Consider the following 23,886-nt stretch of genomic DNA (forward strand, 5'->3'; position numbering starts at 1 on the left):
GCGGCGGTGGCGCTGCGCCCCGGCAGGGGTGCCGCCTCGCCGGGGCCGTCGTCGGCGGGGTGCCGGACTCAGGGCTTGATGATCCCCGCCGAGGCCGCCTTGACGACGGCTTCGATGCGCGTGGCGACGCCCAGCTTCTCGCGCGCGTTGTCGATGTGGAAGTCCACGGTGCGCTTGGACAGGCCGAGGATGGTGGCGATCTCGCCCGAGGTCTTGCCGCGTGCCGACCACACCAGGGTTTCGATCTCGCGCTCGCTCAGGTGCACGGCCGGCAGGGTGGCGCGGGTACGCGCCACGCGCGCGAGGCGGGTCTCGACGATGCTGGCCAGGATGTCGAAATCGACCGGCTTGGTGACGTAGTCGTCGGCGCCCAGCCGGCGCCCCTTCAGCTCCGCTTCGCGCTGGGCCAGCGCCGTCAGGAAGATAAAGGGCATGTCGGCGAAGCGGGGCGCCAGCGCCGTCACCCGTTCCAGCAACTCGAAGCCGGTCATCACTGGCATACTCACATCGCAGAGCACAAGGTCCGGGGCGTCGCGCAGGATGGCGGCAAGGCCCTGCTGGCCGTCGTGGGCGATATCGACGGCGAAGCCGCGGTCCACCAGCTCCTCGGCAATCAGCCCGGCGGTCTCGGGATCGTCCTCGATGCAGAGGATCTTGCGGCGGGCGGCGCTCAACGCTGGCTCCCCGGATGGCGGTGCGGCCTAGCGGACGTAAGCGACGTAAGCGACGTAAGCGACGTAAGCAACATAAGCGACGCGGCTGGCACGCCACCTTGGCCCAGACAGGCAGATTTCATCATGCGTATCCTATGAAGCATCTCAGTCCGGCACCCGACGGGGCGCCAGTCACCCCACCGCGGCGCGCTGCTCGCCGGCACGCCGGCGCCGGTTGGCGTGCCGGCATGCCGCTGCTGCGGCCGATCCGGGTCCGGCTGTCGCTGGTGTTCGTGCTTTTCCTGCTGCTGGTGGCAGGCGTCGGCGTGTTCAGCATCGACCGGCTGGCCAGCTTTCATAGCGTATCCGCCCAAATCAGCGGGCATTGGCTGCAAAGCAACCGTATTCTAGGGGATCTGAACAACTACATCTCGGATTTTCGCGGCAGCGAAGGCGACCTGCTGATCGCCGCCACGCACGCGGACCTGCGCGCCGCGGAACAGGAGATTGCCCGGCTGGACGAAGTGGTCGGGCGCGGCGAGGCCCGCTACGGCAGCGTCGAGCACGATCAGACGGAAACGGCGTTGTTCCAGCAGTTCACGCAGGAGTGGGCCAACTACCGGCAGATGGCGCTGCGTGTCAGCGAGCTGGTGCACAAAGGCGATGCCGCGGGCGCCATCCAGCTGTACCACGGCGATTCGCGTCGCGCCTTCGATGCCGCCAACAGCACCCTGTCGGTGCTGACCGAGCGCAACGTGACGGGCGCGGCGGAAGCGACCGAACGCGAGGCACAGGCCTATGCCGAGGCGCGCCGGCTGATCGCCGGTGCCATCCTGATCTCGCTGTGCCTGGCGGTGGCGGCGGTCGCCTACCTCGTCAGCGCCGTGTCGACGCCGATTGCCCGCCTGGTGGAGCGCATGCACCGGATCTCCGACAATGATCCGGACGTGGACATCCCCGGCGCCCAGCGCCAGGACGAGATCGGCGACATTGCGCGCGCGGTGGTCCGCTTCCGCGACAACACGCAGGAACTCGAGCGCAGCAAGGGCGTGCTGGCGGCGCAGACGGCCAGGCTGGAGGAAACGCTGGCCAACGAGCGCCGCATGGCGGAGTTGCAGCGCAACTTTGTCTCGATGGCCTCGCACGAATTCCGCACGCCGCTCAATGTGATCGACGGCCACGCGCAGCGGCTGATGCGCATGCGCGAGCCGCCGACCGCCGAGATGCTGGCCGAGCGCTGCGGCAAGATACGGAGCGCCGTGCAGCGCATGACCAGCTTGATCGACAGGCTGCTCGATTCGTCGCAGTTGATGGATAGCGTGGCGATGGCGGTGCCGCAGAGCGAGGACTTCTCCCTGCCGCAGCTGTTGCACGAGGTCTGCGAGATGCATCGCGACAGCTCGCCTGCCGCGCGCATCGAAGAGGGGTTCGACGCTGCCGCGCCACAGTACGTGCGTGGCGATCCTCGCCTGCTGTTCCAGGCCTTCAGCAATCTCGTGGGCAATGCCATCAAGTACTCGCCCGCGCAGTCGCCGGTGCGCGTGCGCATCGACAGCGGGCCCGATGGTTTCACCGTGTCGGTGGATGACCGCGGCATCGGCATTCCCGAGAGCGACGTCGGCCACCTGTTCGAGCGCTATGTGCGCGGCGCCAACGTGGCCGGCACGGTCGGGGCCGGCGTCGGGCTCTACCTGGTCAAGCTGGTGGTCGACCTGCACCAGGGCAGGGTCGCGGTGGACAGCAAGGAGGGGCGCGGCTCGCGCTTCACGGTGGTGCTGCCGCGGGCGGAACATCCGGCGCCCGCGGCAGAATAGTCGCCGGCGAGGGTGCCGGCCAGCCCGAACTGCGAGCCGAGCAAGCTGACGCCCGGGCCTAGAAAGGCAGCGGAGCGACCGCGGATTGCGGCGGCGTGGGCGGGAACTGCAGCGGACCCGTCTGGCGCTGCAGCGCATAGCGCAGGTACAGGCCGGCGTACCACTGCCGGTAGTCGCGCGCATTGTCGAGGCCGAGCAGGCCGCCGACGACCATTTGCTGGCTGGCCTGGTACTCCACCGACCCCACCAGGTTGTAGGCCAGGCCCGTCTTGGACTGGCCCGGATACACCGCGCTGGTGGCGCTGGTCAGGTTGGCCGCGTGCGCGCTGGCCACCGCGGCGTTTGCCGCGGATTGCGCCGCGGCGTTGGTCGGGAAGAAGTTGGAGTCGTTTTCGGTGAACGACTGGACGCCGAGCGCGCCACGGACGTGGTAGGCGATCTTGCCGCTGCGGCCGGACAGCGACATCGGCAAGGTGACGGCGAAATAGCGCTGCGGACTGAAGTAGCCGCCCTGGCCGAAGGTGAAAAAGCGCAGGTTCTGGTCGTAGCCCATCGAGGTGAAGTTGATCCCGCCCATCCAGCGCTTCTCGGGCGTGTCGATCAGCCGGATGTAGAAGCCGCCACCACCTTCCCAGCGGGTGTTGCGCTCCACATTGTGGCCGGTCAGCAGGCCGTAGCCGCCGTAGCCGTAGATGCCGAGCGTACCGTCGTCCCAGCCCAGGTCGGCACGGCCGCTGCTGTTCATCACGCCGCCCCAGCGCAGCCCCGCGCGCGCATCCTGCGCCCCGGCGTAGGACAGCACGCTGTCGGTGACGGGGCGCCGCGATGCGGACAGGGACAGCGAGGTGCGCTGCGAGACCGGCAGGCTCACCTTGGCGCCGGCGTTGATGTCCGCGTACTGGAAGCCCAGCGGGGTCGAGCCGACGTCGATATTGACACGCTCCGACTCATAGGCGACGCCCACGGCCGCGCCGAACGCGCTCTGCGAGCCGGCCGGGGCGCCGGAAAGGGCCACCAGCGGGCCGGCGCCGAAGCGAAAGGCCGAGTTGTAGTCGGTGCCGACCGAGCCGGCGTCGAGCGAGACCGGCGTGACGCGCGCGACCAGCTTGCCGTTGCCGGCAGCCATCTTGGCTTCCGCGACCACCTGCGTCTCGATCAGCTGGCTCATGCCGGAGTCGCCGCCGCGTCCGCGCAGCATCGGTCCGCCGGCCAGCAGCGGGCTGCGTTGCTGTTCGAGATCCTGCAGTTCCTGCTGGGCGGTGCGCGGTGTATTGGTATCCGGCACGTAGTCGCTCTCGGCCATCCAGGGCAGGCGCGACTGGGCGCCGACCGGCTGGCGCGCCGGCACGGTAACCGGCTGGGGCGCGGCCGCGGCGGCCGCGTAGGCCTGGGCCGGCGAGGCATAGGCGGGCAGCGGCGCGGCGGCGGCCGGCGCCGCTGGTACCGCGTATCCGGTGGCGATTGGCACGGCAGCCGGCGCGCGCGTGCTGGCGGTCCGGCTGGCCGGGGCGGGACGGGCGCCGGCGGCGCCTGGCGCCGGGTAGTAGTCCGCCGGTGCCGGCGCCGCCTGCTGCACCGCCTGCTGCTGCGGCACCGGGATATAGGGCTGCGCGTAGGGCTGTTGGGCGAGGGGCGCGGCCGGCAGCGACGCGGGCAGCATCATCGGCTGTGCGGCCGCGGCCACCGGCGCGGGCATGTGCGGATAGGGCGCGCTCGAGCCTGGGGCCGGCAGCTGCGAAGTGGTGCGCTGCCCGGGCAGGCCGACAAAGGGGTTGCCAGGCACGCGGTCGAAGCCGGAGCCGGGGCGGGCCGGCAGGCCGGGCGTCGTGGCGCTGGCTTGCGCGGCGGCGGTGTTTTCCGCAGCCACCGCGGCGCGGAAGTAGTCCATCGCCTTGGTCGGCTTGCCTTCGGCGCGGTAGAAGCGGCCGGCTTCGGTCAGCACGCGTGGCGACTTGGGGGCTTGCGCCAGCGCCATCTGCAGGATGGCTTCGCCGCGGCTGAACTCCTTGGCCGCGCCGGCCGTGCCGACGGCGGCAAGCAGCAGGTCGAGGTTACGCGGGTCCTTCTCGATCAGGCCTTCATACAGCGTCAGCGCCTTCTGGTCCTCGCCGGCCTTGGAGTACATGCGCGCCAGGCTGGCGCGCACGGCGGGATCGCCCGGGCGGCTCGACAGTGCCGGGGCCAGCGTGTCATAGGCGGCGACCAGGTCATTGGCCTCGGTGAGCTGGTCTGCCTGGCGCACGATGTAGGCCGTGCGCAGCGAGTCATAGTCGCGCCGCTGCGCCGCGTTCATCGGAGAGTTGGCGAGCTGGCGCAGCAGCCCGGCGAGTTCCACGTCCTGCTTGGTCTTGAGCAGGATGGCGGCGTACTGAAGCTGCACGCCGACGTCGGGCTTAGCCGTGCGGCCGATCACCGAGCGCATCAACGACAGCGCGTGGGTCTCGTCGCCGGCATCGGCGTAGGCCAGCGCCAGCGCGCCGAGCTGGTCGGCATCGCGCTGGGCATAGCGCTCGGCCTGCTGCAGTACGTTGAGGGCAGCCGCCTGCTGGCCGGAGGCGGCCAGGCCACTGGCACGGTCGGCCTCGGCATGCACCCACAGGCGGCGCTGCAGGTTGCCCATGTCGCGCGTGCGGTTCTGCGGCGGGATGCGTTCCAGCGCGTCGAGGCCGCTCTGCCAGCGTCCGGTCTCGGCGGCCAGCAGCGCACTGGCGAACAGCACATCGGGCTGGTCGGGGTTGGACATCAGCAGGCCATCCATGACGCCACTCGCCTGCTCGGGCTGGCCCATGGCGACATAGGCGCGCGCCACCTCCAGCCGCACCCACGGATCGGTCGGATCGGCCGCCATGGCGTCTTCCATGGCGCGGCGCGCCGCCGCGGTGTCGCCGCGGGCGAGCGCCTCGCGGGCCTGGATGCGGGCCTGCTCGGCGCGCAGCTTGCCGAGCGAGCCCACCTTGTCCTGTTGCTGCGGGGTGAGCCGTTCCACCACGGCCAGCGCTTCTTTGCTCTTGTTCTGCGCTGCCAGCACGTCGACCAGGCCGCGCGTGGCATCCGGATTGTCGGGCTGCTGGCGCAGCACGCGGCGGTAGCCCGCCTCGGCCGCGGCATATTGGCCGTCGGTGGCGAGCACGTCGGCCAGGGCCACCTGGGCCGCCGGCTGGTTGGCGTCGAGCTTGGTGGCGCGCTCGAGCAGCTTGCGCGCTTCCGCGCGGTTGCCGGCTTCGCGCGCGGCGGTCGCCTGCTCCATCAGCATCCAGTAGTTCGCGCTGTTGCGCGCGCCACGGTAGCGTGCGCCGGCACCATGGCGCTCGGCCTGCTCGAAGAAGTCGGAGGCTTCCGCGAACTTCTCCTGTTTCAGGCGCAGCACGCCCATGCCACCCAGCGCGTCGGCATCGCCGGGGCGCTGGGCCAGTGCATTGCGGAAGCTGGCGTCGGCGCTTTCGAGATTGCCGGCATCCAGCGCGCGGAATCCTTCCTGCACCTGCTTGCGCACCGGATCGGCCACAGGGCCTTCGGCACGGGCGGCCTGCTGCTGCTTTTGCTCGCGCGCGATAGCGTCGAGCTTGGCGCGCACGGCGGCATCGTCCGGGTGGGTGGCCAGCCAGGCCTGGAACAGCGGCGCATCGGCCGGGCGGCCGCCGAGCCAGGTAAGCGCGCGGCGCCAGCTCTCGCTGGCCTGGCTGCCGACGTCGGCGCGCTTGGAAAGGGCTTCGAGCTGGCGGATGCCATCGCGGCGCGTGTTCTCGCGGTAGGTCAGGTGCTGCGCCAGCGCGAGCTGGGCGCGCACGTCGCCGGGGTTGTCGCGCACCAGTTGCTCCAGGCCCTTGCGAGCCTGCTCCCAGCCTTGGGCGGTGCCGCCCAGCGTCTGGTAGTACTCCAGCGCCAGGTCGCCTTGCGGGACCCCATCCCCGGCAGCCTTCTGGTAGCGCTTGACGGCTTCCTCGGACTGGCCGGCACGGGCGAGCTGGCGCGCCTGCTCCACTTGCTGGCGCGTGCCCGCGCTGCCGCCGCCGCGGATGGCCTGGTCCAGGCGGCCGACCAGCGGAGAGTCCGGCTTGGCCTTGCGCAGCCGCTCGAGATAGCCGCGCGCGCTGTCGGCGCGGCCGGCTTCGAGTTCCGCCACGCCCATGCCGTAGAGGGCGTCGGGCTGGTTCGGGTCGAGGCGCAGGATCTTCTGCCAGGCTTCGATGGCGCGGTCGCTGCGGCCGCGCGCCTGCCAGAACTTGCCCTGGTCGGTCAGCAGCTTGACCGGATCTTCTTGCGCGGCGGCACCGACCGCCCACATGGCCATCAGGCCGAGCAGCAGCGAGCGTGCGGCCGGCCGCGCCTGGGCGCCGCCTGCCATAGCCGCGCCATCGTGCCGGCGGGTCTTCTGACGCCTCATTTCGCTGCTGCGCTTCGACATGCTTTTTCCCACTGCAGTTCTAGTTGTCCCGAGGGTGCGAACCGGTAGCGGCCTTCGTCGTAGCCGAGGCCGAACAGTCCGAGTACGGTGTCGTAATAGCTTGCCGGCGAGCGCTGCTGGGCCGCCGGGTCGTTCAGTGCCTGGGCTCGGGCGCGCTGCGCCGCGAGCCCGGGCGAGCCGGCTGCGCCCAGGAAGGGCAGCAGCGCGGCCGAGAAGCCGGGCGGGCCTTCGCCTTCGAGCGCGCCGCTGTCGGCGTGCATGCGCTCGGGGGGCACGGTGCGCGCAGCCATGCGCTGGGCGTGCGGCGCCAGCGCCTGCTGAATGACACGGCCGGCGGCGTCGGCGCGCGGCGTCATGCCCGACCACAGGTAGACGCGGATGGCATCGTAGCTGCTGACGTCGCCCTTGACGGGATCGGTGATGAAGCCGTCCGCACTGCGGTACGCGGACCAGTCGGGCACGATGCCCTGCTTGGTCACCGCCGCGACGAAGCGGCCCGTCTGGGCGGGCAGCGCGGCCCAGGGACCGGCGCTGTCGGCGGCGGCCAGGCGGCGCAGCAGCGGCACCGGCAGGTAGCTGGCGTTGAGGCGCCATTGGCGCGGCTCGACGTTCTTGCTGCCGGCCTTGCCGTCGGCCTTAACGTCGCCCTTGCCATCATCCTTTGCGGCGTCCTTCTGGCCGCCGGAGACGAAGCCCTGTGGGCCGGGCAGCAGCATCGTGCCGAAGCCCGGCAGCGTGGTGACTTCCTGCGCAGCGATCTGCTTGAGCAGCGCGCGGGCCGCCTCGGCGTAGCGCGGCTGCTTCCACAGGCGCGCGGCCTCCAGCAGGGCGTAGGCGAACCAGAGGTCGGCGTCGGATGCGGAGTTGGCGTCGATCACGCCCCAGGAGCCGTCGCTGCGGCGCCCCCAGCGCCAGGCCGGCAGCTTGTTGCCGAGGTCGCCGGCACCGAGGTTGGCCACGCTCCATTGCCACATGCGGTCGAACGTGGCGCGGTCATTGGCGATCAGCGCGAACACCATGCCGTAGGACTGTCCCTCCGAGGTGCTGTGCTGCTCTTGCGTGGAGGGATCGATCACGCGGCCGTCTTCCTGCACGAGACGGGCCAGGAACTGGCGATACAGCGGCCAGTCGCAGGCGGGCGCGGCGGCGCGCGCCCGCAGCGGCAGGGCGGCGAGCAGCGGCGAGGCGCCGAGCGCGCCGCACCACCCGAGCAGGCGCCGGCGCAGTCGAGACAGTTGCGGGGGTTGCCGCATCAGGCCTCGCCTCCCTTGCGCCGCGCCGCGCGGGCACGCAGTGTCAGGAACAGCATGGCGCCGAGCAGCAGGGCGGACAAACCTATCATCAGCACCAGGGCGTAAGGCCGCTTGGACAGCCACCAGTGCGCATAGGTCCACGGCGGCAGGCGGCCGACGAAGTAGTTCTGTTGCGCGGCCAGGCTGTCGACGGTCTTGCCCCGCAGCAGCGCCAGGCTGCCTTGCACCTGGGCGAGCTGTTCCGGTGTCAGCAGGGCCTCGGTCATCGCTTGCAGGCCTTGCGGCGTGTTGCCGATCACGGCAACGACACTGCGCCCACTCTGCAGCGGCGATTCGAAACCGGCCAGCGCGGCCTCGCTGCCGTTGCTGTTGACGGACAGGCGGGCGGCGACGTTACGGTTGCGCGACAGCTCGGCACCGTTCCACCAGCCCAGCAGTGTCGAGTAGATCGAGGTCAGCGTGAAGCGCCTCTCGTTGGGGCCCAGGCCGATTGGCATGTGGTCGGCCCAGCTGCTGAACAGCGGCTGGTTCTGCGGCGTGCCCACGACCAGCAGGTCGCGCGAGGCGACGCTCTGGACCTGGGCGGCCCCCGTCACCGTCAGGCCGGTGGCCGGATAGCCGGTCGATTCGCCCATGCGGCCGAGCAGCGTCAGGAAGGCGGTGTAATCTTCGGGGCCGGGCTTGTCCGGCAGCACCACCGCGGTCTCGGACAGGTCGGCCAGGCGGGTGAACGGGAAACCGCTGTTGCCGAACACGGCCAGGTCGGGCAGGGCGATGAAATGCGGCAGGCCCGATGCGTCGATGGTCGAATCCGGATCGATGGCGCCCTTGACGTTGTCGATCAGCACGTCCTTGCAGGCGCCCTGCTTGAGGTAGTCGTAGTAGTAGTGGAACTGCAGCTGCGACTGCGCCGGCAACTGGAACAGCGGCAGCCTGATGTGGGCGGTCTCGGGAATCGAGCCGTCGGGCAGCACGCTCTCCAGCAACTGCGTGACGCGGCCCTGCTGGTCCTTGACCGCGCGCAGCGGGAAGGCGCGCAGGAAGCGTCCGCTGACGTTGACGTTCAGCGTGGACTTGTCCAGCACCGGCCGCGGCGTGTAGCGGTACTTCAGGTCGATCGGCACGCCATGCCCGCGCCAGTCGAACAGGTCGGGCGGCAAGCGCAGGTTGATGCGCACCAGATCCGGGTTGTAGCCCGAGACGTTCAGGTCGCGCGTGTCGGCGAGCTCGCCGAAGCGCACCGGACGATCGGTGCGCAGCCAGTTCGGGGCATCGTAGGGCTGGCGCGGCGCGATCTGGTCGATCTGCGTGATGGTGGCGGTGCTGCCGGACAGTGCGCGCGAACCCAGCGTCAGGGCCTGGGCCGCCTTCTTCAGCTCCGCGCTGTCGCGGCCCATCACCAGCAGCAGCTTACCGTTGGCATCGCCGGGATTGGGCACAATGGCCACGGTCGGGCCGGAGATGGGCGGCAGCGAGACGCCGGCGGGGCGCTCGTCGGCGGTGGCGAAGAGCACCGCATTGCCGGCAGCCGGTACCTGGTTCAGCGCGGCCGGGAACGCGGCGCCGCGGTAGCCGGCCAGTGCCCCGAACCACGACGAGACCGCGCCTGCGGCCTCCAGCGTGGACGGCGAGGGCGCGCCGGCGAAGACGAAGGGCAGCGTCATGCGGCGCACGTCGCGCCGGTCGAAGAATGGCAGCGGCAGCAGCGAGAGGTCATTGGCCATGCCTAGCGGGGTGACCGTCAGGTCCAGCACGCTGTCATTGCTGACCGTGGCCCACAGGCTGGAGTGGAAGGGGTCTTCGCACTCGGTGGTGTAGTGGCCGATGAGCTGCAGGTTGAGGCGGTTGAATTCAGTGATCAGCCGCGGCTCGATCGTGATCTCGCGCTCGATCGTGGTGCCCGCCTGCTCCTTGGGCACCCGCAGCGTGGCGGCGACCTCGCCGTTGACGATCACATTGATATGCGACAACGCGGGGATCAGCGCCGGGGAATAGGTATAGCGCAGCTTGAGCCGGGCGCCGGTGACCACCTGGTCCGCACGCACGGAGAAGGGGACGCCGTTGACGCCGTCGACGCCGCGAAGCTGGAAGGGGTGGTCGGCGCCGAGCTGCTTCAGCGTGAAACTGACCTGCTGCGAGGCGGCGCGCGGCCCCATCGACGCAGCGGCGCCGTCGGCGACCTGGGCCTGTGCTGGCGACTGGGGCGCGGCGGCAGGCACGGACTGGCGCTGGGCGCCGGCGGGCGTGGCTGCCAAGAGGGCCAGTGCCAGTGCGGCGCTCAGGCGGGCGGGCCGCGCGCGTCGTTGCGCGTGCGCGTCGGATGGGCGTCGAGTCGTCATCAAGGGTGTCTCTTTCTGTTCCTGACTTCCGTTGTGTTTGGGAGCGCCGGCCGCCCGGGGCGGCCGGCGCCTGGGACGCGGCGAGCGTGCCGGCTTCAGTGCGCCGGCGTCTGCGGCTCGGGCCTGCGCAGCAGGCGGCGCAATTCGCGTCCGAGATGGAACATCACATTCTGGAACCCCATCATGCCGATCTGCAGGATCTGCCGTGCCGCCAGCCGCGGCGCGTCGGGGCGCTTGCGGCCCCAGGAATCGATCCAGGCATCGGCGCGCGCGAACGTGCACTGCACGAACTCCATTTCCTGGCGCGGCGTCATCTCATCGAGTTCCAGTCCGGTGTGGGACCGTCCGTGGAAGACCACGCGGCCGGGGAAGGCGTGCTCGTCGTCCTGCAGGTAGAGCGACACCACGACCGCGTCGCCCTGCTTGACTTCGCAGCCGGGCGGCAACTTGAGGCCCAGTCCGCCTTCGGCAAAGTCACTCGTCTCGCAGGCGACGATGTTGCCGTTGGCCAGGCGCAACGAAGCGGGCAGGCGCATCGCCACGCGGTGCGATTCGCGGATCTGCCGCGTCTCCGTCGCCACCGCGATCGAGGCGCCCAGGATGATCAGGTTGTACACCGTCCAAATCAGGTTGAGCACCACGGTGGTGGTCTCGACTTCATGCCAGACGAACAGGCGCATCACGCCTGCCACCATGCCCAGCAGGTTGAACAGCAGCAGCACGAGGTAGGGGCGCGAGATGATCCAGTCGAAGTAGGCCTCCTCGATCACGCCCCCTTTCGGCGTCACGTTGAACTTGCCCGCGGCGGGGTTGATGAAGGCGACCAGCGTCGGCCGCATGATGTACCAGGCCAGCACCGACTCGTAGACCTCGGCCCAGAAGGAGTGGCGGAATTGCCCTTGCACGCGCGAGTTCGTCATGTTGGCGTGCAGCAGGTGGGGGAGCGCGAAGATGGCGATGGTCAGCGCGGAAGCCTGGATCACGTGCGCGCCGAACAGCAGGTAGGCCAGCGGTGCGGTGAGGAACACGAGGCGCGGCAGACCATAGAAGAAATGCAGCATCGCGTTCAGGTAGCACAGGCGCTGCGGCAGCGACAGCCCGGGGCCGAACAGCGGGTTGTCCACCCGGCAGATCTGCGCCATGCCGCGTGCCCAGCGGATGCGCTGGCCCACGTGGCCCGACAGGCTTTCCGTTGCCAGGCCGGCGGCCTGCGGGATGGCCAGGTAGGCCGTGCCATAGCCCTTGCGGTGCAGCTTGAGCGCGGTGTGCGCGTCCTCGGTCACGGTTTCCACCGCGATGCCGCCGACCTCGAGCAGGGGCGCGCGGCGGATGATGGCGCAGGAGCCGCAGAAGAAGGTGGCGTCCCACAGGTCGTTGCCGTCCTGGACCAGGCCGTAGAACAGCTCGCCTTCATTGGGCACTTCCTGGAAGGTGCGCAGGTTCTTCTCGAACGGGTCGGGCGAGAAGAAGTAGTGCGGCGTCTGCAGCATGGCGAGCTTGCGGTCCTTGAGGAACCAGCCCATGCAGATCTGCAGGAAGGAGCGCGTCGGGATGTGGTCGCAGTCGAAGATGGCGACATACTCGCCGTCGGTCTTCTTGAGCGCCTCGTTGATGTTGCCGGCCTTGGCGTGATGGTTGTTGTCGCGGGTGAGGTGCGTGACGCCGACCTTCTCGCAGAAGGCGCGGAATTCGTCGCGCCGGCCATCGTCCAGCACATACACGCGGATCTTGTCCGGCGGCCAGTCGAGTGACATGGCGGCAAACACGGTCGGCTTCACCACCGACAGCGGCTCGTTGTAGGTGGGAATGAAGATGTCCAAGGTCGGCCAGCTCGTGGTGTCCTCGGGCATGGGCACCGGCTTGCGCTTGAGCGGCCAGGCGGTCTGGAAGTAGCCCAGCATCAGCACCGCGAAGGCATACAGTTCGGCGAGCACCAGGCCGGTGCCGAAGGCCATGTCCGTCCAGTGGGTGAAGCCCATGGTCTCCGTCAGGCGCCAGTACATGTAGCGGCTCGAGGCGGACATCGACAGCACGACCATGATCAGCGTCGACAGCCGTCCCTGGATCCGGTTCAGCCATACCGCCATGACGAAGCAAGCAGCGGCGAACCCGACCTGCTGCCAGAAGTCCAGCGGCACCGTCACGACCAGCAGGAACAGCAACAGCGCCAGGACGAAGGCCGCCGCGCGCGCGGCGGCATGGTCCCATAGGCGCAGGGCGACGAAGTCGTTGCCGAATCGCTTCATGCGCCCGGAGAGGCGATGGAACGGCCCTGGGCGCGATGCAGCCCCGGCGGCCGCGGGTGCGGTGGCCTGGCGTTTCATGCGATGACTCCATGGGCGCCAAGCGCCTGGCGCAACCACCCGGCGCAGCGTTGCAGGTCCTGCGTGGCCTGGCTGTGAGGGTTGTATTCGAGCACGCTGCGGTCGAAGGCCAGCGCCTCCGCCACGGCCTCGTCGCGATGCACCACGCCGAGCAGCCGGTCACCGAACTGCTGGCGCAGCACCTGCAGCACGTCCTTGCCAAGCTGGCGGCTGACGTCGACCTGGTTGACCACCACGGCATGGCCCAGATAGTCGGGGCGGCCCTCGCAGTACGTCTGGATCAGGTCCTCCATCAGCGGCAGCGTGGCATAGGAGGCGGCATCGGCCAGCGTCACGACGACGCACACCTGCGCGCAGGACAGGGCCTGCCGCATGTAGGGCGAGGGACCGGGCGGTGTGTCGACGATGACGACATCCCCGGAGCCCAGGCCGAGCCGGCCCAGGTGCGAGCGCAGCCAGCCGGGTTCGTTGCTGAGCCGTTGTTCGAAGTTGGAGCGGTCGCTTTCGTTGAGTGCGCCGAAGGGCAGCACCTGCACCGTCGAGCGCCCCTGGAACACGCTTTCATGCCAGGGTTGCCCGGCCAGCGTGGCCCGCGCGTGACCGTCGATCTGATCGGGCGGCATGCCGAAATGCAGGCGCAGCGCGTTCTGCGGGTCGAGGTCGATGGCGAACACGCGTTGCCCCGCCAGCGCCAGGGCCTGCGCGAGATTGGCGGACAGGGTGGTCTTGCCGACGCCTCCCTTGGCCGATACTACGGAAACGACCTTCATGGGCGTTTCAACCGGTCAAGCAAGGAGCGGCGCAATTGCGCGCGCTCGGTGGCGGGATCTGCGCTACGGCCTTCCAGGCGCGCAAAGACCCGGCTGAGTTCCGTGCCGGCCGCCGCGCTGGCGGCACCGGCTGACGCGGCCGCCATGGCGGTGGTGAACTGGGCCGGCTGCGGTGGCGCGACGAAGTCGGGTGCCGGCACACGAGCGGGCGGCGGCGGTGGCACCGTCATGTCCGCCAGCCTTTGCTGGAGCGTCAGCTTGGCCGGGGCGGGCGCGGCAGCGTGCGCCTGCATGGCGTGGGCGGCTTGCGGTGCGGTAAGGGGCGCAAGCGCGGCCGGCGCAGCCGGCGTGGCCGCAGCGGGCTTCGGCGCTGGCATGGGGGACGGCCCACCCGCCGGCGGCACGCCTGCGGTGCGCACCGGCAGCGGCAAAACCGATTGAGGCGCTAGCTGGGGCGTCGGCTGAGGCGTCGAGGCGTGCCTTAGCGGGCCGCCGGCCAGTTCGCCGAGGGCCACCGGAGGCACTTCCTCGGGGCGGTCCGCCTGCACGGCGGACAGCAGCGGCCAGCGCGCGCGTGCCTGTTGCGCACTCTCGCTGCGGGTTATCTCGCGGTAGGACGTGGAGTCGCCACCGAATCGCTTGAATAATTTGGTCAGATCGTCGGACTGGCTCATGTTCTTTGGCTGGTCAAAGGAACTCGGCGCGGCACCGCAGACGTCTGTGGTGCGCCAGCGCCGGTCACCCCATCCATTCAGCGTCCGAAGCGGAAGGCGACCGTGCCCGTGGCGTCGATCTGCGTCACCTGGGTCAGGGCCAGGGCGTCGGATGACCCCAGGGCACGGAACCAATGCTGGTACGCGCCTTCCAGGAACCCGGGCGACCAGGCATCGGCAGACTCGCCAAGCGCCGTGCGCAGTGGAGCGCAATGGTGATGGATGGTCAGAGTCTCCCCATTGTCCTCGATTTGGGTCCAGCCCCAATCCGTGCGCAGCCACACCTGCGTCAGCGCCTGTTCCAGGTCGGCGATCGTATCGCATTGGCCCAGGTCGAACCGGGCGGCAAAGCGCGCGCCGACCCGGCGCATCAACTCACGCAGGCTCGCTACATCGAGCGTATCGCCGAGTTCGGATGCAAAAGCGCCAAGAACATCACGCCATTGCGAAGAGCAATGGCGTTCCGTCAGGTATTGAAGCGAGGACAAGGTCACCCAGTATTTTCCTATTTTTAGCTACAGATAGTTCTTATTGAATGAATGTTGGATTTTCATATCTCTTGCGGTCTCGAAGCAAGTGCTTTGCAGGCCCCTGCACGGGATCGATAACATTTGTCTGATAGCATTGTCCCATTCTGGCAACAACCCCCCGAAAGAGCGGGGAAAATCGTGAGATCGGTCTGATAAAATCGCGCGAACGGAGCCAGGGTTGCGGCCGATAAGATGCATCCGGAATCGATGTTAGACTGGAATGTCCCCGGCCTTGCCTCGATGACATGAGACTCACGGACTACACCGACTACAGCCTGCGCACGCTGATCTACGTGGCGGTCCATCCTGACGATCTGGTCACGATCCAGCAGGTGGCCGATGCTTTTTCCATTCCCAAGAACCACTTGATCAAGATCGTGCAGCGGCTTGGCCAAGCCGGTTTCCTGCACACGGTGCGAGGCCGCTCGGGCGGCATCCGCCTGGGCCGGCCTGCGGCCCAGATCCGGGTAGGCGATGTCATCCGTGCCACCGAGCCGGATTTCGGCCTGGTGGAGTGCTTCCATGCCGAGGACAACCATTGCGTGATCACGCAGGTCTGCGGCTTGCGGGGCGTGCTGGCGGATGCGTTGCAGGCCTACTTCGATGTGCTGGACCGGTATACCCTGCAGGACCTCGTGGCGCAGCCGGAACCCTTGACGCGTCTCCTGTCTGGCGGGGCGCCGATCACGTTGATGCGCAAGCCGGCCGTGTCCGGGCCGCCCGGGCAGAACTGAAGGGGCCGCTGCGACGGCGGCCGTGGTGGGTGGCTAGTGCAGCCAGCCGCGGGCAAAGGCGGCGGCCGCGAGCGGGCGCGAGAACAGGAAACCCTGTACGTGATGGCAGCCCAGCCTGCGCAAGGTCTCGAGCTGCGCCTGCGTCTCCACGCCCTCCGCGACCACCTGCATGCCGAGCGAATGTCCCAGCGCGACGATGGCGGCGACGATGGCGCAGGCTTTCGCTTCGCCGGCACCGAGCGGCGCCACGAAGCTGCGGTCCAGCTTGAGTTCGTGGGCGGCCAGCCGATGCAAGCGCGCGAGGCTGGAGTAGCCGGTGCCGAAATCGTCCAGCGCCACGCGCAGGCCGGTCGCGCGCAGCGCCGCGAGCACGCCGGCGACCCGGTCCGGGTCGTTCATGGCCGTGGTTTCGGTGAATTCCAGCATCAGCCGGTGCGGGGCGACGCCGTGGCATCGCAGGCAGTGTTCGATCCGTGCCAGCAGATGCGGGTCGCACAGTTCTTGTTGGGAGATATTGATCGCGATCTCCGGCGCGGCCAGGCCTTGCGCATCCCATTCCTGCAATTGCCGGCATACCTCGTGCAGCATCCACTGGCCGATCGAGCCGATGTCGCCGCTGCGCTCGGCCAGGGGAACGAACGTATCCGGCCCGAGCAGCCCCAGGCGCGGATGCTGCCAGCGTACCAGGGCCTCGGCGCCGACGAGCTGGCAGGTCTTCCCCATCGCCAGCTTGGGCTGGAAGTACGCCCGCAGTTCGCCGCGGCACGCGGCATGTGGCAAGTCGTACAGCAGCAACCCGGTGCTGCTGGCGATGTCAGGGTACGGGACGCTGCGGGCGCGTTCGCTTGGCATGGTGGTCATGTCCACAGGTTTCCGGCCGTGGTGGCGCGTGACTTCCCGCGCCGCGGAGTGTTCCTGGTGACCTGCTAGGCAATGTCCATGCCAAATCAAGTCAGGGCCGCTGCAGAGCCAGGCCGGCAATTGGCCATGGAAAGCCGTGCAGCCCGCGCCAGGCGGGGCATTGGCGCAGTCGGGCTGGTTCCGGGCGGGTCCTGTCGGCGCGAGCCGGCGAGGCACTCGTCTAGCCCTGCCGGCGGTTTGGCATTGCAATCGGTTGCGAATGTGTTACGCAGTAAGCGCCCCGTCACGCGATGCAGGGCGCGCGGTGGCCGGCGCCTCCCGCCCTGCCGGGCCTGCAGCGCGGCGCCGCGCGCCAGGCGGAGAACCCAAGCTCCAGGCGGTATTCCAGGCTTTTGCGGGTGTCTTCGGTGTCGCATGGAGCGGTGCCTTCCCCCGCAGGCGGCTTCCTGCCGGGCGTACCGACACAAGGCGGTCTCCAGGCGCATGCGGGTGATTGCGATGGCCGCCGCGCCGGCGAATGCAACGGGGATGAAACAGCAGAGGGGGGCGGAGGTCGTCGGCGGGGCTGATGCGGCTCTTTGGGGCCGCATCAGCCGCGGACTGTGAAGGCGCGGCAGCGGTGGCATGTCATGCCGGGTGAGCGATCAGCCACTGGCGGAGGCTCCCTCATGGGAGTAAAATCAATCCCTTCGTTCTTTCGCTTGACAAACAAAAACAATGAGCCCCCGTTCTTCGCGCTTGGCGTGCATCGACGCGCTCAAGGCGGTCAGTTCGCAGCTGATTGTTCTGCATCATCTCGCCTTCTACGGCCCCATGTCGGATGCCGCGCATGTGCTTGCGCCCGATGTGCTGGACTGGCTGTCCCAATATGCCCGCATCGCGGTGCAAGTCTTTCTGGTGATAAGCGGCTTCCTGGCGGCACGCAGTCTCGCGCCGTCCGGCGAGTTGTTGGTCGCCCATCCGCTGGCTGCCTTGTGGCGGCGCTACCAGAAGCTCGTGCTGCCTTATACGGTCGCCATCGTGCTGGCCATAGCGGGTGCCGCCATTGCGCGGCACTGGATGCACCACGACTCGATTCCCGCCGCGCCGCATCTGCGCCAGTTCGTCGCGCACGTGCTGCTGCTGCACAACCTGCTGGATGTGGACGCGCTATCGGCCGGCGTCTGGTACGTGGCCATCGACATGCAGTTATTCGCCTTGCTGCTGGGCATGCTGTGGGCTGCCCGCGCCGTCGGCCTCGGCTCGCGCCGCGCCGGCGTATGCCTGGTGCTGGGGATGGCGCTGGCCTCGCTGTTCTGGTTCAACCGGGATGCGGCATGGGATGCCTGGGCTGTCTATTTCTTCGGCGCCTATGGCCTGGGCACGCTGACCTACTGGGCCTCGCGTCCAGGCCGCTCGCCGCTGCCCCTGCTGCTGCTCGGCGCGGTCGCGCTGCTGGCCCTCTCGGTCGATTTCCGGCTGCGCATCGCCGTGGCGCTGGTGGTGGCCCTGCTGCTCGGCCTGGCGCGCCACCGGGGTTGGCTGGAACAGTGGCAAGGGGGGGCGGTGGTCGCCTGGTTCGGCCGCATCTCCTACTCGGTGTTCCTGGTGCACTTTCCGGTCTGCCTCGTGGTCAATGCGCTGTTCTTCCATTTCCTGCCCGGCCGGCCGGTGGCGAACGCCGTCGGCATGGTGGTGGCCTGGGTGGGCAGCAATATCGCCGGGGCGCTCTTCCACCGCTATGTGGAAGGGGCGGACCTGCTGGGCCATCTGCGCGCGCGCGTGACGCTGTGGCGTAGTCACCATGCGACCTGAGCCGCGGCGCGGGCCTGCAGATTGATGCCGAGGCGGCACCCGATGGGTGCCGCTTTTTCATGGTGCGCGCCCCGCGGACGCCGCTTGCCGTGCGTGGCGTGGCATGCACGTCGGCAGTGCGCATATGGCGTGTGCGTTCCGCCACAGAGCATGAAAATCCCGGTTTGGGGATGGCATGAAGATTGCCTAGTATGGAAGCGTAAACCTGACCGTTTGGTCAGGATTTCCCGCCGAGGCTGTCATGTCCGATCACATCGTCCTGACTTCGCACGCTCGCCGCGACAAGCCTGCCGAGCCCATCCGCTGGGGGGCGCCCACCGCTGCCGAGCGCGGTCCGGTCATCGCCAGCCTGACCAATCCCGCGCACCGTAACGTGATCGGGACGCATGCCGGAGCCTACGCCGTCTATCGCGCGCTCGCCGTGGCTTCCGGCGCGCTGCAGCGGGACCATCGGCCAGACCTGACTGACACCGCACCGGCCGTATCGATCGGGCCCCACTCGCAGTGGAGCGATCCGGACAAGATCGTCTCGCTCGATCCCTGGGGCCACCTTGTCTCGACGGCATTTTCCGATCGCATCGCCGCCGGCGTGGACGTGCGCCCGACGATCGCCATCACGCGCGCCCATATCAACATGCCGGAACTGATGGCCGCGATTGCCGCCGGCCGCCTCAAGCCTGACGGGGAGACCCTGTATCCGAACGGCGACGTGCGCGTGACCAAGGCCGCCATCGATCCGGTCTGGCACCTGCCGGGGCTGGCCCGCCGCTTCAACATCAAGGAAAGCGTATTGCGGCGCAGCCTCTTCGAGCAGACCAGTGGCATGTTCCCCGAACTGGTGACGCGTCCGGACCTGAAGGTCTTCCTGCCGCCGATCGGCGGCATGACCCTTTACTTCTTCGGCGACGTGACGCAGCTCGGCAAGCCGGAGACGCGCGTGGCGTGCCGTGTGCACGATGAATGCAACGGCTCGGACGTGTTCGGTTCCGACATCTGCACCTGCCGGCCCTACCTGGCGCACGGCATCGAAGTGTGCATCGAGATGGCGCAGCAGGGCGGCGTTGGACTGGTGGTCTATAACCGCAAGGAAGGCCGCGCCTTGGGCGAGGTCACCAAGTTCCTGGTCTATAACGCACGCAAGCGGCAGGCCGGTGGCGATCGCGCGGAAACCTACTTTGCCCGCACCGAATGCGTGGCGGGCGTGCAGGACATGCGCTTCCAGGAGCTGATGCCCGATGTATTCCACTGGCTCGGCATCCGCCGCATCGACCGCTGGGCTTCGATGAGCAACGTGAAACACGGGGCGCTGACCGCGCAGGGCATCGAGGTGGTCGAGCAGGTGCCGATACCCGACGAGCTGATTCCGGCCGACGCCCGGGTGGAAATCGATGCCAAGGTCGCAGCCGGCTATTTCACGCGGTATACACCGCCCGATGCCAGCGAACTGGCGCTGGCCAAGGGCAGGGGGTTGGAAGAATGAATGCCTATCCGGAACGGGATCTGACGGGCGCCGCCGCCGGCGGCGGACCCGAGGGCGGTGGCTGGGCCAGCCCGGTGCCGCCCGACCATCCTGCCGGCGCGCTGCTCAGCGCCCAAGCGGTGCGCGCGCGCTGCGCGGAAGTGACACGCTTCGTCGAGGCCGGCGAGTCGGCGCTGTTTAGCTGGCATCCCGAGCGGGTGCCGGCCATCGCGGACTATGTGACGGCGACCATCCGGCGCCGCTTTCCCGGCCTGGCCGTGCCCTATCACAGCCGCTGGCGCCATTTCGAGAGCGGCGCGCCGGGCGAGACCATAGACCGCTGGCGGCTGCTGTGCGAACGCGCCGGCCTGAACGGGCCGGAGCATAGCAGCGAGCGCGCACGGATCGGCATCGACCTGGTGATCCCGAGCGTGCTGCTCGATGCCGGGGCCGGGCCGGACTGGCGCTACCGGGACTCGGCGAGCGACCTGATCCTGAGCCGCTCCGAGGGCCTGGGCGTGGCCAGCTTCGACCTGTTCACGCGCGGCGGCTTCTCCGCCGGCGGCGGCGACCCGCTGCGCGCGGACGCCGAGCGGCTGATGCGCATCGACGCCTCCACCATTGCCAGCGCCTTCCAGGTAGCGCAGCACAATCCGCTGGTGGGCCTGGAGGGGCGGGCCGGCCTGCTGCGCCGGATGGGTGAGGTGGCGCAGGCCACGCCGGCGGTATTCGGCACGCCTGCCCGGCTGGGCAATCTGTTCGACTACCTGCAGGCACATGCGAGCGACGGACGCATCGGGGCGGATTTCGTCCTGCACACCCTGCTGGTGGCCTTGGGCCCGGTCTGGCCGGGGCGCATCGTGCTCGAAGGCGTTTCGCTGGGCGACTGCTGGCCGCATGCCGCCGCCAGCGGGGGGCTGGTGCCGTTCCACAAGCTCACGCAGTGGCTGACCTACTCCATGCTGGAGCCGCTGGAAGATGGCGGCCTGACCGTGACCGGGGTGGACGTGCTGACCGGCCTGCCGGAATACCGCAATGGCGGCCTGCTCTACGACTTCGCGCTGATGGTGCCGCGCGATCCGGCGTTCGCCACGACGGCGCACACGGTGGACGAGCCGGCCATCGTCGAGTGGCGGGCACTGACCGTCACAGGGCTCGACCTGGTGGCGCACAGCGTGCGCGAGGCGCTTGGCCTGACGGCCGAGGCCTTCCCGCTGGCGCGCGTGCTGGAGGGCGGCACCTGGGCGGCCGGGCGCCGCATCGCCGCCGAGCGCCGGCCGCCGGGCGGCGCGCCGCCATTCCCGGTGATCAGCGACGGCACCGTGTTCTGAAGCACCCGGACAGCCTGCCCGCCGGGGCTAGCGTCTCCACCGCATCCAGGAGCGACACCATGAACGACATCTCTTCCGTGCCGAACCGGCAGCAGGCCGCGTCCAATGTGCTGGTGGTCAACCATCCGCTGGTGCAGCACAAAGTCACGCTGGCGCGCAGCGAGGAGACCACCACCGACAATTTCCGCAGGCTGGTGCGCGAAATCAGCCAACTGCTGACCTACGAGGCCACGCGCGACCTGGCCATGGAAATGATTGCCATCAAGACGCCGATCGCGCCGATGCACTCGCCCGTGCTGTCGGGCAAGAAGCTGTGCCTGGTTTCCATCCTGCGCGCGGGCAACGGCTTCCTGGACGGCATGCTCGAACTGCTGCCAGCGGCCCGTGTCGGCCATATCGGCCTCTACCGCGACCCCGAGACGCTGGAGCCGATCGAGTATTACTTCAAGATGCCGGAGGACATCCACGAACGCCTGGTGATCGTGGTCGACCCGATGCTGGCCACCGGCAATTCCGCCGTGGCCGCGCTCAACAGGCTGAAGGAGGCGGGTGTCAGCGCGCTCAAGTACGTCTGCCTGATTGCCTCGCGCCCGGGTTTGCGCGCGGTGCAGGCGGCGCACCCGGATGTGGCCATCGTCACGGCGGCCATCGACGAGGAACTCAACGAGCATGGCTACATCGTGCCCGGCCTCGGCGACGCCGGCGACCGGCTCTACGGCACACGGTGATGGATGCCCTAGCCATGCCGGGCGGCCTGGCGCGGGCGCGCGAGGCGTGCGGCGGACGCATCCGGCAGGAGAACGAGGCGCGCATCCTGCGCGCGGCCGAGCATGTGTTCGCGCGCGCGGGATTCGCCGGCGCCACCATGGCGGAAATCGCCGTGCGCGCCGGTGTGCCGAAGTCCAACCTGCATTACTACTTCCGCACCAAGCAGGCCTTGTATCGCGCGGTGCTGGCCCACACGCTGCAACTCTGGCTGTCGGAGACCGACATCATCAATGCCGATGAGCCCCCGCGGCAGGCGCTGGAGCAATACATCCGCGCCAAGATGCGGCTGTCGGCCAGCCATCCGGACGCCTCGCGCGTGTTCGCCAACGAACTGCTGCACGGCGCGCCGGAGATTGCCGACGTGTTGAGCGGCGCGCTGCGTGCGCTGGTGGCGCGCAAGGCGGAGGTGATCCGTCGCTGGGTGGCCAGCGGCCAGATGGCCAGCGTGGACCCGCAGCACCTGTTCTTCACCATCTGGGCGGCCACACAGACCTATGCAGACTTCGAGGCGCAGGTATGCGCAGTGCTCGGCGTGAGCCGCCTGGACACGCGCGAGTTCCAGCGCGCCACCGACCACCTCGTCGCGCTGCTGCTGCGCGGCTGCGGGCTGGTGGATGCCGAAGACGGTGGGCACACGCCGGTACCGATTGCCTTCGAGGGCGGTGGACATGTAGTCTGAGCGGCAGTGCGGGCGGCGCCGGAACATGCCGCCGCCGATGGGGACGCGCACCTCCCGGGAGGCGCGCGCCTGCGTGGCGGGCGAAGACAGCGGCCGCGCATGCAGGCGGAAGCCCTGAGCGGAACATTCCAGCGGAACACGCCATGCTCGACCTGATCCTGCGCAATTGCACCTTGCCCGACGGCCGACGCGGTATCGACATCGGCATCGCGGGCGCCCATATCGCCGCCGCGGAACCGGCGCTGGCCGCCAGCGCCGGCGAGGAGATCGACGCGGCCGGACAACTGGTGTCGCCGCCCTTCGTCGATGCCCATTTCCACATGGACTCCACGCTCTCCTACGGCCAGCCCCGCTTGAACCGCTCGGGCACGCTGCTGGAAGGCATTGCGCTGTGGGGCGAGCTCAAGCCATTGCTGACGCAGCAGGCGCTGGTCGAGCGCGCGCTGGCCTACTGCGATTGGGCGGTGGCCAAGGGGCTGCTGGCGATCCGTTCGCACGTGGATATCTGCGACCCCCGGCTGCTGGCGGTGGAAGCGCTGCTGCACGTGCGCGAGCGGGTCAGGCCCTATCTCGACCTGCAATTGGTCGCCTTCCCGCAGGACGGCCTGCTGCGCGCCCCGGGTGCGCTGGACAACCTCAAGCGCGCGCTCGACATGGGCGTGGACGTGGTCGGCGGCATCCCGCACTTCGAGCGCACCATGGCCGACGGTGCGGAGTCGGTACGCATCCTCTGCGAGCTGGCGAGCGAACGCGGCCTGCGCGTCGACATGCATTGCGACGAGAGCGACGATCCGCTGTCGCGGCACGTCGAGACGCTGGCCTACCACAGCCAGCGCCTCGGGCTGCAGGGGAGGGTAGCGGGCTCGCACCTGACCTCCATGCATTCGATGGACAACTACTATGTCTCGAAGCTGCTGCCCTTGATGTGCGAGGCAGGCGTCGCGGCCATCGCCAACCCGCTGATCAACATCACCCTGCAGGGCCGCCACGACAGCTACCCCAAGCGGCGCGGCATGACGCGCGTCCCTGAACTGCTGGCCGCCGGCGTACCGGTCGCGTTCGGCCATGACTGCGTGATGGATCCCTGGTACGGGCTGGGCTCGGCCGACATGCTGGAGGTGGCGCACATGGGACTACACGTTGCGCAGATGACCGGGCAGGAATCGATGCGCGACTGCTTCGCCGCCGTCACGCAGACGCCGGCCGCCATTCTCGGCCTGGACGGCTATGGGCTGGCGCCGGGTTGCCGGGCGGACCTCGTACTGCTGCAGGCGCGCGATCCCGTCGAGGCGCTGCGGCTGCGCGCCACCCGCCTGCTGGTGCTGCGCGCCGGCAAGATCGTGGCCAGCACGCTCCCGGCCACCGCTACGCTTTACCTGTCCGGTCGGCCCGCGACGGTCAGCTTCCAGCCCGACGCGGAGGGGAGCTGATCCGATCCTGGTCAGCTAAGCCGCAAGGG

At 69.1% G+C, this 23,886-nt stretch carries 17 protein-coding genes; 8 read left to right on the plus strand and 9 right to left on the minus strand.

What is annotated here, in order from left to right:
• Positions 1 to 68: 68 nt before the first annotated feature.
• Positions 69 to 674 (minus strand): response regulator transcription factor, encoded by a 606-nt coding sequence (locus tag AC1Z3O_RS25730; RefSeq protein ID WP_483518783.1) that lies wholly within the window; start codon positions 672 to 674, stop codon positions 69 to 71.
• A gap of 227 nt (positions 675 to 901) precedes the next feature.
• Here AC1Z3O_RS25730 and AC1Z3O_RS25735 point away from each other — a divergent pair, with 227 nt between their 5' ends.
• Positions 902 to 2,467: an ATP-binding protein gene (locus AC1Z3O_RS25735; protein ID WP_483518785.1), complete on the plus strand. Its 1,566-nt coding sequence runs from the start codon at positions 902 to 904 to the stop codon at positions 2,465 to 2,467.
• Between the two features lie 58 nt (positions 2,468 to 2,525).
• On the opposite strand, the gene AC1Z3O_RS25740 is transcribed toward AC1Z3O_RS25735, so the two are convergent.
• The 7 genes from AC1Z3O_RS25740 to bcsD form a co-directional block, all read right to left on the minus strand.
• The gene (locus AC1Z3O_RS25740; RefSeq protein ID WP_483518787.1) at positions 2,526 to 6,872 is read right to left on the minus strand and encodes a cellulose biosynthesis protein BcsC; all 4,347 of its coding nucleotides are present in this window, start codon (positions 6,870 to 6,872) and stop codon (positions 2,526 to 2,528) included.
• Positions 6,848 to 8,125, minus strand: a complete 1,278-nt coding sequence (locus AC1Z3O_RS25745; protein ID WP_483518789.1) for an endoglucanase — start codon at positions 8,123 to 8,125, stop codon at positions 6,848 to 6,850. The genes AC1Z3O_RS25740 and AC1Z3O_RS25745 overlap by 25 nt, the downstream gene beginning before the upstream one ends.
• On the minus strand, positions 8,125 to 10,464 hold the full coding sequence (gene bcsB, locus AC1Z3O_RS25750; protein WP_483518791.1) for a cellulose biosynthesis cyclic di-GMP-binding regulatory protein BcsB: 2,340 nt from the start codon (positions 10,462 to 10,464) through the stop codon (positions 8,125 to 8,127). Before bcsB ends, AC1Z3O_RS25745 begins: the two co-directional genes overlap by 1 nt.
• 95 nt (positions 10,465 to 10,559) lie before the next feature.
• Positions 10,560 to 12,710 (minus strand): UDP-forming cellulose synthase catalytic subunit, encoded by a 2,151-nt coding sequence (gene bcsA, locus AC1Z3O_RS25755; protein ID WP_483521998.1) that lies wholly within the window; start codon positions 12,708 to 12,710, stop codon positions 10,560 to 10,562.
• A 74-nt stretch (positions 12,711 to 12,784) separates the two neighbouring features.
• A complete protein-coding gene (gene bcsQ, locus AC1Z3O_RS25760; protein ID WP_483518793.1) occupies positions 12,785 to 13,558 on the minus strand; it encodes a cellulose biosynthesis protein BcsQ in 774 nt (257 codons plus the stop codon).
• Positions 13,555 to 14,232, minus strand: a complete 678-nt coding sequence (bcsP, locus tag AC1Z3O_RS25765; RefSeq protein ID WP_483518794.1) for a cellulose biosynthesis protein BcsP — start codon at positions 14,230 to 14,232, stop codon at positions 13,555 to 13,557. Before bcsP ends, bcsQ begins: the two co-directional genes overlap by 4 nt.
• Before the next feature lie 77 nt (positions 14,233 to 14,309).
• The gene (gene bcsD / locus AC1Z3O_RS25770; protein WP_483518796.1) at positions 14,310 to 14,765 is read right to left on the minus strand and encodes a cellulose biosynthesis protein BcsD; all 456 of its coding nucleotides are present in this window, start codon (positions 14,763 to 14,765) and stop codon (positions 14,310 to 14,312) included.
• Positions 14,766 to 15,046: 281 nt separating this feature from the next.
• Between bcsD and AC1Z3O_RS25775 the strand changes: the two genes are divergently transcribed.
• A complete protein-coding gene (locus tag AC1Z3O_RS25775) occupies positions 15,047 to 15,535 on the plus strand; it encodes an Rrf2 family transcriptional regulator (RefSeq protein WP_483518798.1) in 489 nt (162 codons plus the stop codon).
• A gap of 33 nt (positions 15,536 to 15,568) precedes the next feature.
• Here AC1Z3O_RS25775 and AC1Z3O_RS25780 read toward each other — a convergent pair whose 3' ends face one another.
• A complete protein-coding gene (locus AC1Z3O_RS25780) occupies positions 15,569 to 16,396 on the minus strand; it encodes a putative bifunctional diguanylate cyclase/phosphodiesterase (protein WP_483518800.1) in 828 nt (275 codons plus the stop codon).
• Positions 16,397 to 17,113: 717 nt separating this feature from the next.
• Here AC1Z3O_RS25780 and AC1Z3O_RS25785 point away from each other — a divergent pair.
• From AC1Z3O_RS25785 to AC1Z3O_RS25810, 6 genes are all read left to right on the plus strand, one after another.
• Complete coding sequence (locus AC1Z3O_RS25785; protein ID WP_483518802.1) at positions 17,114 to 18,190, plus strand: acyltransferase family protein; 1,077 nt, start codon at positions 17,114 to 17,116, stop codon at positions 18,188 to 18,190.
• A 241-nt stretch (positions 18,191 to 18,431) separates the two neighbouring features.
• Complete coding sequence (locus AC1Z3O_RS25790) at positions 18,432 to 19,670, plus strand: GTP cyclohydrolase II (RefSeq protein WP_483518804.1); 1,239 nt, start codon at positions 18,432 to 18,434, stop codon at positions 19,668 to 19,670.
• On the plus strand, positions 19,667 to 20,980 hold the full coding sequence (locus AC1Z3O_RS25795; protein ID WP_483518806.1) for a URC4/urg3 family protein: 1,314 nt from the start codon (positions 19,667 to 19,669) through the stop codon (positions 20,978 to 20,980). The genes AC1Z3O_RS25790 and AC1Z3O_RS25795 overlap by 4 nt, the downstream gene beginning before the upstream one ends.
• 59 nt (positions 20,981 to 21,039) lie before the next feature.
• Positions 21,040 to 21,708, plus strand: coding sequence for a uracil phosphoribosyltransferase (upp, locus tag AC1Z3O_RS25800; RefSeq protein ID WP_483518808.1), 669 nt, complete (start codon positions 21,040 to 21,042; stop codon positions 21,706 to 21,708).
• Complete coding sequence (locus AC1Z3O_RS25805) at positions 21,708 to 22,427, plus strand: TetR family transcriptional regulator C-terminal domain-containing protein (protein WP_483518810.1); 720 nt, start codon at positions 21,708 to 21,710, stop codon at positions 22,425 to 22,427. Before upp ends, AC1Z3O_RS25805 begins: the two co-directional genes overlap by 1 nt.
• Before the next feature lie 143 nt (positions 22,428 to 22,570).
• Positions 22,571 to 23,857, plus strand: a complete 1,287-nt coding sequence (locus tag AC1Z3O_RS25810) for an amidohydrolase family protein (protein ID WP_483518811.1) — start codon at positions 22,571 to 22,573, stop codon at positions 23,855 to 23,857.
• Positions 23,858 to 23,886: the final 29 nt, after the last annotated feature.

It is taken from the genome of Cupriavidus sp. 09_S30, from assembly GCF_056930435.1.